Raw genomic sequence first — 12,714 nt, 5'->3', positions numbered from 1 at the left:
TTCACCTCGTATTTAATCGCTCCCATTATATCACAAAACTGTCTTTATTTCAATAATTATCTGAAAATTGCTTATTGTATTGCAATTCTCTTACATTTGCAATTTTTTATATTTTTTTCAATTTTCTTGTTGACAACTCCCTCATTTTTTGATAATATAATATTACAAGATAACAAGTATATAGATATTACTTATAGTATTGATTTTTACTTAACTCTCGGTCTCCTTATATAGAAAAGCGATTCACCTCAGTGAACCGCTTTTTTTATTATTTATCGCCCTTGTTTCGAATAACAAAGCCTGTTTGCTTTTCGCTAGATGTTGTGCGAGGTTTTTTGTTGTCTTTACGGTAACGTTTTTCCTTATCAAAGCGGTCATTTTTGCGACTGCCTTTTTTGAAGTCATCTCGACGTTCACCACGACGATTGTCGCGACGGCGACGGTCTCCACGGCCTCCCTTGGCTTTACCACCGAAGCCACTACCTGATGGTTTAAACGGTAATGGTTTTTCACGCGCAATCTCCACTTCAGGCAGACTATCTGGATCTTGAACAGTCAGACTCAAGATATACATTGCCAATTCTTCTGGGCTGAATTCTGAGGCCAATTGACGAGCATCCTTGCCAAACTTCTCAAAGTTGCTACGAATTTCCTCATTAGCAAAATCACGTTCGATTTTCTTAAGAGCTACTTGCTTCTTAGCTTGGAAGGCTTCTTCTGCACTTGCAGGTTTAAGACCTTTCATGCGTTTCTTAGTCAAGTTTTCAATGATTTGGAGGTAGCCCATTTCATTTGGTGATACGAAAGTAATAGACTGACCTGACTTACCAGCACGACCTGTACGACCGATACGGTGAACATAACTTTCAGGATCTTGTGGAATATCGTAGTTATAGACATGGGTCACACCTGAAATATCCAAGCCACGCGCTGCAACGTCCGTCGCAACTAGAACATCCAGATTACCGTTTTTAAAATCACGAAGGACACGAAGACGTTTGTTTTGGTCCAAATCACCATGAATTCCTTCTGCACGGAAACCACGGATTTTCAAACCACGAGTCAATTCATCTACACGGCGTTTTGTACGACCGAAGACGATTGACAACTCAGGTTGATCAACATCCATAAGACGAGTCATGGTATCAAATTTTTCTTGTTCCTTAACGCGGATATAGTACTGGTCTACCAATTCTGTTGTCAACTCTTTAGCCGCAATCTTCACATGCTCAGGTTCTTTCATGAACTGAACCCCGATACGTTTGATAGCATCTGGCATAGTTGCTGAAAAGAGCAAGGTTTGACGATTTTCTGGGACACGAGAGATAATGGCTTCAATATCCTCAAGGAAGCCCATGTTAAGCATCTCATCTGCTTCGTCAAGGATGAGAGTTTCAATATCTTGCAATTTCAAGGCTTTGCGTTTAATCAAGTCTAGGAGACGACCAGGCGTTCCAACTACGATATGAGCTCCTGACTTAAGAGCCTTGATTTGTTTTTCAATACTTGAACCACCATAAACAGAACGGACTTTTACACCCTTGCTACGTCCAAAGCGGAAAAGTTCTTCCTGACTTTGAACAGCTAGTTCACGAGTTGGGGCAATCACCAAAGCTTGAATGGTTGCTTCTTCTGTACGAATCTTTTCAAGGGTTGGCAAGCCAAAGGCTGCAGTTTTCCCTGTACCGGTTTGAGCTTGTCCGATAACATCTTTCCCTTCAAGAGCCAAAGGAATAGTTTGCTCTTGGATAGGACTTGCTTCTACAAATCCTGCTTTTTCAATTTCTGCCAATAAATCAGCAGAAAGATTAAATTCATTAAATTTCACGTTATTCTTCTTTCTAAAGATGGTGCGAAGCCATCCTATAGCGCTTAGTTTATACTTTTCTTGTCATGACGTACTTTCAGTTTTTATGAAAGACCGTGTTGCTTCTTTTCCACTAAAGAAAAGTACTGCTTTCTTTGCAACTTATCTAGTATAACACAAGAGAGAGCCAAAAGATAGTCTAACCACTTGATTAAATCATGTAAACGATTTTTCTATTTTTTGAACTTGATTCTCAAAAGCTTTCGTAAGACTAATTTAGTCCAATATTTTTTCCCGTAGCAGAATTGTGAAAAAATTTTTTTCTTGTGTTAGAATGAAAACAAACAGGAGGATTTAAAAATGTTAACATACGATTTAATTGTTATTGGATTTGGTAAGGCAGGTAAAACTCTTGCTGCCAAACTAGCTTCAGCTGGTAAAAAAGTTGCCCTTATCGAACGCAACAAGGCTATGTACGGTGGAACTTGTATCAACATCGGTTGTATTCCAACTAAAACCTTATTAGTTGCTGCAGAAAAGGACTTGTCATTTGACGAGGTTATGGCAACTAAAAACACTGTTACTACACGCCTCAATGGTAAAAACTATGCTACTATCGCTGGTACTGGAGTTGATATCATTGATGCCGAAGCCCACTTTGTTTCTAATAAAGTCATCGAAATTCAAGCTGGTGATGAAAAACAAGAACTAACAGCTGAAACAATTGTTATCAACACTGGTGCTGTTTCAAACGTTTTATCAATTCCAGGTCTTGCGACCAGCAAGAATGTCTTTGACTCAACAGGTATCCAAAACTTGGAACAATTACCAGAAAAACTCGGAATTCTTGGTGGTGGAAACATTGGTCTTGAATTTGCTGGTCTTTACAACAAACTCGGAAGCAAGGTAACAGTCTTGGATGCTCTAGATACTTTCCTACCTCGTGCAGAACCTTCCATCGCAGCTCTTGCTAAACAATACATGGAAGAAGACGGCATCGAATTGCTTCAAAACATCCATACTACTGAAATCAAAAACGATGGTGACCAAGTTCTTGTTGTGACTGAAAATGAAACCTATCGTTTCGATGCCCTTCTCTATGCAACAGGACGTAAACCAAATGTTGAACCACTTCAACTTGAAAATACAGATATTGAACTTACTGAACGTGGCGCTATCAAGGTCGACAAAAACTGTCAAACAAATGTTCCTGGTGTCTTTGCAGTTGGAGATGTCAACGGTGGCCTTCAATTCACTTACATTTCACTTGATGACTTCCGTGTTGTCTACAGCTACCTTGCTGGTGATGGCAGCTACACACTTGAAGACCGTCTCAATGTGCCAAATACCATGTTTATCACACCAGCACTTTCACAAGTTGGTTTGACTGAAAGTCAAGCTGCTGAATTGAAGCTTCCATACGCTGTTAAGGAAATCCCTGTTGCAGCCATGCCTCGTGGTCACGTAAACGGAGACCTTCGTGGAGCCTTCAAAGCTGTTGTCAATACTGAAACCAAAGAAATTCTCGGGGCAAGCATCTTTTCAGAAGGATCACAAGAAATCATCAACATCATTACTGTTGCTATGGACAACAAAATCCCATACACTTACTTCACAAAACAAATCTTCACTCACCCAACCTTGGCTGAAAACTTGAATGACTTGTTTGCGATTTAAGTTAATTCAGGCAGCCCTCCTTGGGCTGTTTTTCTTTTTCTAAAATCTCAAATCTGTCTTTTTCAGCTTTTATGATATAATAGAAACATGAAATTAGAAACTACTTTTGGGCTCCTTGCTGGACGTTCTTCTCACTTTATTTTGAGTCGTCTCGGACGTGGAAGTACGCTCCCAGGGAAACTTGCCCTCCAATTTGATAAAGATATTTTACAACATTTAGCGAAGAACTACGAGATTGTCGTAGTTACTGGTACCAATGGAAAAACCCTGACAACCGCCCTCACTGTCGGTATTTTAAACGAAGTCTATGGTCAAGTTCTGACCAATCCTAGTGGTGCCAATATGATTACAGGGATTACCACCACCTTCTTGACAGCAAAATCCTCTAAAACAGGTAAAAACATTGCAGTTTTAGAAATCGACGAGGCCAGTCTTTCCCGTATCTGTGACTACATCAAGCCAAGTCTCTTCGTCATCACCAATATCTTCCGTGACCAAATGGACCGCTATGGTGAGATCTACACGACTTACAACATGATTTTGGATGCTATTCGGAAAGTTCCTACTGCTACTGTTCTGCTGAATGGTGACAGTCCTCTTTTCTACAAACCTACAATTCCAAATCCTGTTCAGTATTTTGGTTTTGATATGAAAAAAGGTCCAGCGCAACTTGCTCACTACAATACCGAAGGTATCCTCTGCCCTGAATGTCATAGCATTCTTAAGTATGAGCTTAATACCTATGCCAACTTGGGGGCCTATATCTGTGAAAATTGTGGATGCAAACGTCCTGAGCTGGATTATCGTCTGACTGAACTGGTTGAATTGACCAACAATCGCTCTCGTTTTGTTATCGACGGCCAAGAATACGGTATTCAAATCGGTGGTCTCTACAACATCTACAATGCTCTGGCTGCTGTCGCTATTGCCCGCTTCCTCGGAGCTGAGCCACAACTAATCAAGCAAGGATTTGACAAGAGTCGTGCAGTATTCGGTCGCCAAGAAACCTTCCAGATTGGTGACAAGGAATGCACACTGGTTCTTATTAAAAATCCTGTTGGTGCTACCCAGGCCATCGAAATGATCAAACTAGCTCCTTACCCATTTAGTCTATCTGTTCTCCTCAATGCCAACTATGCGGACGGGATTGATACCAGCTGGATTTGGGATGCTGACTTTGAGCAAATTACTGATATGGACATTCCTGAAATCAATGCGGGTGGAGTTCGTCATTCTGAAATTGCTCGTCGTCTACGTGTTACTGGCTATCCAGCTGACAAGATCACTGAAACGAGCAGCTTGGAACAAGTTCTTAAAACGATTGAAGCTCAAGAATGCAAGCATGCCTATATCCTTGCGACTTATACAGCTATGCTGGAGTTCCGAGAACTTCTTGCCAATCGTCAGATTGTTAGAAAGGAGATGAACTAATGGTTTTTACTTCACTTTCCTCAAAAGACGGCAACTATCCATACCAGCTGAATATCGCCCACCTCTATGGAAACCTCATGAACACCTACGGAGATAATGGAAATATCCTTATGCTCAAGTACGTAGCTGAAAAACTTGGGGCTCATGTAACAGTTGATATCGTTTCACTTCATGATGATTTCGATGAAAATCACTACGACATCGCCTTTTTCGGCGGTGGTCAAGACTTTGAACAGAGTATTATTGCTGGTGATTTGCCAGATAAAAAAGAGAGCATTGACAACTTTATCCAAAATGATGGTGTTGTCCTTGCTATCTGTGGTGGCTTCCAACTATTAGGCCAATACTATATCGAAGCTTCTGGAAGACGTATCGAAGGTTTAGGTGTTATGGGACACTATACACTCAACCAAACCAATAACCGTTTTATCGGTGACATTAAAATTCATAACGAAGAATTCGACGAAACCTACTATGGCTTTGAGAACCACCAAGGCCGTACCTTCCTCTCAGATGACCAAAAACCACTCGGTCAGGTTGTTTACGGAAATGGAAATAATGAAGAAAAAATCGGTGAAGGTGTTCACTATAGAAATGTTTTCGGTTCTTATTTCCACGGACCTATTTTATCCCGTAATGCAAACTTAGCCTATCGCTTGGTCACTACTGCACTCAAGAAAAAATATGGTCAGGACATTATCCTTCCAGCTTATGAAGATATCCTTAGCCAAGAAGTAGCTGAAGAATACAGCGATGTGAAAAGTAAGGCAGAATTCAACTAAACTTTCTATTCCAACATGCTATTAGCTGTTGGAATTTTTTTGTAGTCTTTTCCCCTTCTCTCTTGCATTTTCTACTATTTTTTGCAAAAATAGAGGGGTAGAAAGAAGGTAACATATGTCTAAATTACAACAAATTGTAACATATCTCGAATCTGAAAAGTTAGACGTCGCAGTCGTATCTGACCCCGTCACTATCAATTACCTCACTGGTTTTTACAGTGATCCACACGAACGCCAAATGTTCCTCTTTGTCCTTGCAGACCAGGAACCACTTCTCTTTGTTCCAGCCCTTGAGGTTGAACGTGCGACTAGCACTGTCTCTTTCCCAGTTGTTGGTTATGTAGACTCTGAAAACCCTTGGAAGAAAATCCAAAACGCTTTGCCACAGCTTGATTTCAAACGTGTTGCAGTTGAGTTTGATAACCTCATCTTGACTAAATACCACGGTTTAAAATCTGTCTTTGAAACTGCTGAATTTGAAAACTTGACTCCACTAATCCAACGTATGCGCTTGATCAAGTCAGCAGACGAAGTGCAAAAGATGATGGTTGCAGGTGTTTACGCCGACAAGTCTGTCAAAGTTGGTTTTGATAATATTTCTCTTGACAATACCGAAACAGATATCATTGCGCAAATCGACTTCGCTATGAAACGTGAAGGCTATGAAATGAGTTTTGATACTATGGTTTTGACAGGTGATAATGCTGCAAATCCTCATGGTATTCCTGGAGCCAATAAGGTTGAAAACAATGCTCTTCTCCTCTTTGACCTCGGTGTTATGGTCAATGGTTATGCATCAGATATGACTCGTACAGTCGCTGTTGGTAAACCTGACCAATTCAAGAAAGACATTTACAACTTGACTCTTGAAGCCCAACAAGCTGCCCTTGACTTTATCAAACCTGGTGTCACTGCGCATGAAGTAGACCGTGCTGCCCGTGAAGTTATCGAAAAAGCAGGTTATGGTGAGTACTTCAACCACCGTCTCGGGCACGGTATCGGTATGGACGTCCACGAATTCCCATCTATCATGGAAGGAAACGACATGGTTATCGAAGAAGGTATGTGCTTCTCAGTTGAACCTGGTATCTACATCCCTGGTAAAGTCGGTGTCCGTATCGAAGACTGTGGTGTTGTTACAAAAGACGGCTTTGACCTCTTTACAAGCACTAGCAAAGATTTGCTTTATTTTGATTAAAATCAATTTATAAAAAATAAGATGGAAAAGTGAGACTTTTCCATCTTATTTTTTGATTTGATAATAAATTTTATCAGCTATATAACCTTTTCGTTCAACTGCATTTGGGATCGTCTTCCAAAAAGTCATACCTGCTTTTTCCATGACACGACCAGATGCTGGGTTTAGACTTACATAGCAAGCATCAACCTCTTCAAATCCAATCTCATCTAGACAGTATGATAAAACTGCCTTCAAGGCTTCTGTCATGAGTCCTCGTCCCCAGTAGTCCATCCCTAAGATATATCCAATCTCACAGCTAGAGTTATTTTCATCTGCACTGACAAGACTAATATCTCCGATGACATAATCTGGATTTTCTTTGAGACAAATGGCCCATTTGTAGTAATTTGGATCGTCATAGGATTTTACCCAATTGCCAATAGAATTTCGAGTTTGTTCAACATTGAGGTGTGGATTCCAAGTCACATAAGTCAGATTTTCTGAGCGTGAAGCCCAATTATCAAACATGGCTTGAGCATCACCTTCCACAAATCTCCTCAGTATCAAACGTTCTGTCTCAATAGTTTGTGTCCCTACTGCTTTCATAATCGTAACTCGCTTTCTATTTGAATCTTCAAGCTAAGAAGGTCCACTGGACCTTCTTAGCTTTCTTATTTCTAGGCTCTGGGTAAAAACACTACACTCATAAACATTGAGAAAACAACAGTTTCCTCTAATTTCATGACGCAGTCGCTGTCTGGCTTGAAATGCACTTTAGCAAGTTTTTTCAAGCCTAGTCATCGTTGCGGGGGTGAGACAAGGAAAATCAAACTCTTCGAGTTACCGACCTGCCTCGTTTCCCTATTTCTAGACTCGGGGTAAAAACACTATACTCATAAACATTGAGAAAACAACAGTTTCCTCTAATTTCATGACGCAGTCGCTGTCTGGCTTGAAATGCACTTTATCAAGTTTTTTCAAGCCTAGTCAGCCTTGCGGGGGTGAGACAAGGAAAATCGAACTCTTCGAGTTACCGACCTGCCTCGTTTCCCTATTCCTAGATTCGGGGTAAAAACCTCCACTGGAGGTTATTCTTGCTTTCTAATTTCTAGGCTCAAGGTAAAAAGGTCCCCCGGACTTACTCTCACTTTCTTATTTCTAGGTGAGAGGGTAAAAACCTCCACTGGAGGTTTTTACTCCCAAAACTTATCAAATACGGTGATTGGTAAGTGGCGTTTGTGTTGGCCTTTGTACCACCATTTTTCAATGGTGGCTTGGGCTTCTGGGCTGACTTGCTTTCCTTCGAGGTAATCATCAATTTCATTGTAAGTGACTCCCAAGGCTACTTCATCTGCAATGCCTGGTTTTTCTTCTTCCAAATCTGCTGTTGGGATTTTTTCATAGAGGGCTGGATCAGCTCCAAGCTCTTTCAAGAGTTGTTTTCCTTGGCGTTTATTGAGGCGATAGAGTGGGAGAATATCTGCACCACCATCACCAAACTTGGTAAAGAAACCTGTGATATTTTCCGCAGCATGGTCTGTCCCGATAACAGCTCCGCTATGAGCACCCGCAAGGGCATATTGGGCAATCATACGACTACGAGCCTTGATATTTCCCTTGTTAAAATCTGAAACAGAACTTCCTGTTGCTTCCACTGCTGCCGTCATAGCATCAGCAGATTCCTTGATATTAACGACCAAGCTCACATCTGGCTGGATAAAAGCTAGGGCTTTTTGGGCATCTGCTTCATCTGCTTGCACTCCATAAGGCAAACGAACAGCGATAAATTTATAGCTGTCATCACCTGTTTCTGCCCGCATTTCTTCCATGGCTAATTGAGCCAAGCGTCCTGCCAAAGTCGAGTCCTGTCCCCCAGAAATTCCTAAGACAAATGTCTTTAAAAAAGGATGTTTTTTCAAGTATCTTTTCAAAAAGTCAATCGAACGACGGATTTCTTCCTGGGCATCAATCACTGGTTTAACCCCCAGTTCTTGGATAATGGTCTCTTGCAAACTCATTCTTCTTCTCCTTCACCTAGAGCTTCCTTACGCATTTTATCAATCAAGTCCATCTTGTCTTGCCATACATCACGGGCCAAGTCGACAGGGTAATGTTGTGGGTTAAGAACACGTTTGTATTCGTCCCAAAGCTTGTCAAATTCCTTACGAGCATAGGCCTGAATTTCAGGAAGACTTGGTAAATCATAGACCAACTTACCGTCCTTGAAGATGTTCACCAAGAGAGGAACGGCATCAAAATTGCGGACAGTTTTCTTGATGTAAGTATAGGTCGGATGGAACATCTTAATCTCCGTCATACTAGTAACATCTACACCATCGTAGGTAATGTAGTCACCTTCAGACTTGCCTTTTTCACGGCTGGTGATGCGCCAAACTTGCTTCTTACCTGGTGTTGAAACCTTCTCTGCATTGTTTGAAAGTTTGATAGTATTGCGCATCTGACCATTTTCATCTTCAATGGCAACAACCTTATAAACCGCTCCTAGAGCTGGTTGGTCATAGGCTGTAATGAGCTTAGTTCCTACACCCCAGACATCAATCTTAGCTTTTTGCATCTTGAGGTTAAGGATGGTATTTTCATCAAGGTCATTGGATGCATAAATCTTAGCATCAGTGAATCCTGCCTCGTCCAGTTGTTGACGAACTTTTTTAGAAATATAGGCAATATCACCAGAGTCAATACGAACGCCCTTAAAGTTAATCTTGTCACCTAATTCTCTTGCAACCTGAATGGCAGCAGGAACACCGATACGAAGAGTATCATAAGTATCTACAAGAAAGACACAATCACGGTGAGTTGAGGCATAAGCCTTGAAGGCCTGATAATCATTGCCATAGACTTGAACTAAAGCATGAGCATGAGTCCCTAAAACCGGAATTCCAAAGAGCTTACCAGCACGGACATTACTGGTTCCATTAGCACCACCAATGACAGCCGCACGTGTTCCCCAGATAGCTGCATCCATCTCTTGCGCACGACGTGTACCGAACTCCATCAGAGGTTCATCTTCAATGACCGAGCGAATACGAGCAGCCTTAGTCGCAATCAAGGTTTGAAAATTAACAATATTTAAAAGAGCTGTTTCAACCAATTGACACTGCGCCAAAGGTCCTTCCACTTGAACGATCGGTTCATTGGCAAATACCAAGTCCCCTTCTTGAGCAGAACGCACCGTCAACTCTAACTTGAGATTACGGAGATATTCCAAGAAGGCGCCATGATAACCAAGTGACTCCAAATAAGCTATATCGCTATCAGAAAAGCGCAGGTTTTCTAGGTAGTTCACAATTCGTTCCAAACCTGCAAAAACAGCATAACCATTTTTAAACGGTTGTTGGCGGAAATAAACTTCAAAAACTGCTTTCTTGTTATGAATTCCTTGGTCGAAGTAAACCTGCATCATGTTAATCTGATACAAATCTGTGTGCAATGTTAAACTGTCATCTGGGTACATATACTGTCCTTCTTCCCTATTTGTAAAAAGATGAAAATATTTCTTCTTTTCTCATAAATTAGTACTATTATAACACATTTTACCAAGATGGAGAAAAAGCTAACAAGCTATTCCATACTCTCAAGTTCATCCATATCCTGCTCAAACTTTTTCTGGGCCCATTCACCATAACTTTTCAAGCCTAAGTTGCCAATAAATACCCAAGGAAGATAAAAGATATAAGTAAATACACATGCATAAATGTACTTAATATACAGAGGATTGTGCTGATAAATTTCGATATTAAACTGGTAGTTTTGTAGCATCAAGCTAGCTGTAATCACTAGAGTTAATAATAGGCATCCTAAAATTGTAAAATGAAAACGACTATAGTAGGTCACACCTAGACTTCGAGCACGATTGAAAAAGTAAAAATTCCCTATGATGATAATAACGAGAAGCATGCTGGGAGTAAATAGGCTTGGTGCTAACACTGATATGATATAAGCTAGAAACAACAATCCGATAGAGATATGAAAACTCTCTGCCCATGCTTTATTCATCAGTTGTTCTTCTCTTTCGTCTAGTAATTGATAATAATAAAATTTATTTTTCATCTTCTTCCTCCCAAAATAATTGATCTAGAGTTTTCCCTAGGCATCTGCAAATGGATTGGCAAAGTGAAAGCGAAGGATTGTACTTTCCAGCTTCTATCAAACCGATAGTCTGCCTAGTGACACCCACAGCTTCTGCCAAATCACCCTGCGTCATATCAAGCTCTACTCGAGCTAGTTTTAATTTTAAATTCTTAGCCACTTGTTACCTCCTCCTTAATTTTAAAAGTCGCGCTTCTTTTTTTAACTTTATTATATCATATATTTTACATTATGCAATATATATCTGTCATTTTGTGAGATTTTTTTAACAAAAAGCCTCTCTACCACCTACATGATAGAGAGTTCTCTGTTTATTCAAATTTTTTCAAAATATCTACAACGTCACTTCTCTGTTTGACTTGGTAGGCTTTAATGCCTAAACTTTCAAGCAAGAGCTTAGTCATAGTTCTTGTAGCCCATTTAACATAACTTTTATATAAAAAACCACCATATTTAAAACTACATCTTATATTTAAAATTCAAAATTACTTTTCTTTATTCAAACCAGAAATATATAGTAAGCCTAATAGCAATTTTATTTCTTGTGTTTTTTTCATTACATCAACTTTTGTTATAATTCTAGTTCCCCCATGCGTTGACAGGTTAAGAAATGCTAAAAAGCTTTCACTTTCATCTCTAGAACTAATTGTGCTACGTAAAGAATTCAAAACTCGCTTATCCGCATCGTCTAATTCACTACTGTCAATCAAATCTTTTCCTTCTTCAATTACTTTTCTATAGTTTTGCAATAAACTTTCTGTCTTACCTATTTTACTGTTATCCAAAATATCATTTACAACAATTTCAATTAAAGTTCGATAAGCAGCAACTGCTACAAAACTATAATCTTCAGTACTAAAAATTCGATTAATTTCTCCTATAAAACTGACAACATCTGACCTAAAGTTAACTTCTTTGTTTATAGGCATACTGACTAAATTACTACTAGACGATTCTGGTTGAGCAATATAAAAGTTATCCTCTACTACTCTAAACGTAAAATCAGCCTCATGAATAAGCCTTGTTTTCTTATCTGTTATTTTAATTGCAATTGTATTTTCATTTAATCGGCCAAAACTTATTATACCTTTATTAAAATTAATAGTAGGATTATTTTTTGTATCAATTTCAAAATGTAAGCCCTTATCCTCTTCACCAAAACTATTTGTAAAATTGAATAAATTATCAACTTTATAATCTATCCCCTTCTTGAGTATATTTCCTTTTTGACTGATTTTAGGTTGAGCCGGCTTCCTTAAAATTATCTTTAGAGAAGATACCGTAGTATCTGTCTCTTGACTAATCACCCATTCCCCTTCTTGGAGTTTATTAAATTCACTCACTTTTTCTTCGTTAAAATAAATGTCTGTAGCAACTTGAATTAATTCCTTTAAATTAGGAATCTTCTTGTCTAAATCATCTATATCAATCCATGATTCAACTACCCCAAAATTTATTGTTTCTTTAGTCTTTGGAATAATATCCAATAGAATTTCCTTATCAAAAAGAGTACATTTTAATTTGTCTCCTTGTTTTTCAAAAATTATAAAATCTTTTAATTTAAAATTTGGTATAATATATTTTTTAAGATTGCTGAGATCAGAAGTCTCTTCTTCAGCTATCCTACTTTGAATAAATGTTTCGTGAGAAAAATCTCTTAATTCATTTTTTAACAAGGAACCGATTCTCTGAATTTTTTCGTTTATTTTTTCAATGAAATTTGCTAT

General features: G+C 39.2%; 10 protein-coding genes and 1 pseudogene. 4 read left to right on the top strand and 7 right to left on the bottom strand.

Annotated features, from left to right (window positions below):
* Positions 1–268: 268 nt before the first annotated feature.
* Positions 269–1,828: a DEAD/DEAH box helicase gene (locus GEZ89_RS04845; protein ID WP_322741484.1), complete on the bottom strand. Its 1,560-nt coding sequence runs from the start codon at positions 1,826–1,828 to the stop codon at positions 269–271.
* A gap of 339 nt (positions 1,829–2,167) precedes the next feature.
* On the opposite strand from GEZ89_RS04845, the gene GEZ89_RS04840 reads away from it, so the two are divergent.
* The 4 genes from GEZ89_RS04840 to GEZ89_RS04825 all read left to right on the top strand — a co-directional run bounded on the left by GEZ89_RS04840 (position 2,168) and on the right by GEZ89_RS04825 (position 6,895).
* Positions 2,168–3,484 carry an FAD-containing oxidoreductase gene (locus GEZ89_RS04840; RefSeq protein WP_153225161.1) on the top strand — a complete coding sequence of 439 codons (1,317 nt, stop codon included), beginning with the start codon at positions 2,168–2,170 and terminating at the stop codon, positions 3,482–3,484.
* An 87-nt stretch (positions 3,485–3,571) separates the two neighbouring features.
* Positions 3,572–4,915, top strand: a complete 1,344-nt coding sequence (gene murT, locus GEZ89_RS04835; RefSeq protein ID WP_153225160.1) for a lipid II isoglutaminyl synthase subunit MurT — start codon at positions 3,572–3,574, stop codon at positions 4,913–4,915.
* Positions 4,915–5,697, top strand: a complete 783-nt coding sequence (gene gatD / locus GEZ89_RS04830) for a lipid II isoglutaminyl synthase subunit GatD (protein WP_153225159.1) — start codon at positions 4,915–4,917, stop codon at positions 5,695–5,697. The genes murT and gatD overlap by 1 nt, the downstream gene beginning before the upstream one ends.
* 115 nt (positions 5,698–5,812) lie before the next feature.
* Positions 5,813–6,895, top strand: a complete 1,083-nt coding sequence (locus tag GEZ89_RS04825) for a M24 family metallopeptidase (protein WP_153225158.1) — start codon at positions 5,813–5,815, stop codon at positions 6,893–6,895.
* Between the two features lie 45 nt (positions 6,896–6,940).
* Here GEZ89_RS04825 and GEZ89_RS04820 read toward each other — a convergent pair whose 3' ends face one another.
* From GEZ89_RS04820 to GEZ89_RS09560, 6 genes and pseudogenes are all read right to left on the bottom strand, one after another.
* On the bottom strand, positions 6,941–7,483 hold the full coding sequence (locus GEZ89_RS04820; protein ID WP_153225157.1) for a GNAT family N-acetyltransferase: 543 nt from the start codon (positions 7,481–7,483) through the stop codon (positions 6,941–6,943).
* Between the two features lie 587 nt (positions 7,484–8,070).
* Complete coding sequence (nadE, locus tag GEZ89_RS04815; protein ID WP_153225156.1) at positions 8,071–8,895, bottom strand: ammonia-dependent NAD(+) synthetase; 825 nt, start codon at positions 8,893–8,895, stop codon at positions 8,071–8,073.
* The gene (locus GEZ89_RS04810) at positions 8,892–10,352 is read right to left on the bottom strand and encodes a nicotinate phosphoribosyltransferase (protein ID WP_153225155.1); all 1,461 of its coding nucleotides are present in this window, start codon (positions 10,350–10,352) and stop codon (positions 8,892–8,894) included. Before GEZ89_RS04810 ends, nadE begins: the two co-directional genes overlap by 4 nt.
* A 107-nt stretch (positions 10,353–10,459) precedes the next feature.
* Positions 10,460–10,948: a DUF6773 family protein gene (locus GEZ89_RS04805; RefSeq protein WP_153225154.1), complete on the bottom strand. Its 489-nt coding sequence runs from the start codon at positions 10,946–10,948 to the stop codon at positions 10,460–10,462.
* Complete coding sequence (locus GEZ89_RS04800) at positions 10,938–11,147, bottom strand: helix-turn-helix transcriptional regulator (RefSeq protein ID WP_001107501.1); 210 nt, start codon at positions 11,145–11,147, stop codon at positions 10,938–10,940. Before GEZ89_RS04800 ends, GEZ89_RS04805 begins: the two co-directional genes overlap by 11 nt.
* Before the next feature lie 325 nt (positions 11,148–11,472).
* Positions 11,473–12,714, bottom strand: a pseudogene (locus tag GEZ89_RS09560) (ATP-binding protein); the annotation flags it as partial.

This window comes from Streptococcus mitis, from assembly GCF_009496285.1.
Taxonomy (GTDB): domain Bacteria; phylum Bacillota; class Bacilli; order Lactobacillales; family Streptococcaceae; genus Streptococcus; species Streptococcus mitis_BP.
This window is presented reverse-complemented; position numbering and strand designations above follow the sequence as displayed.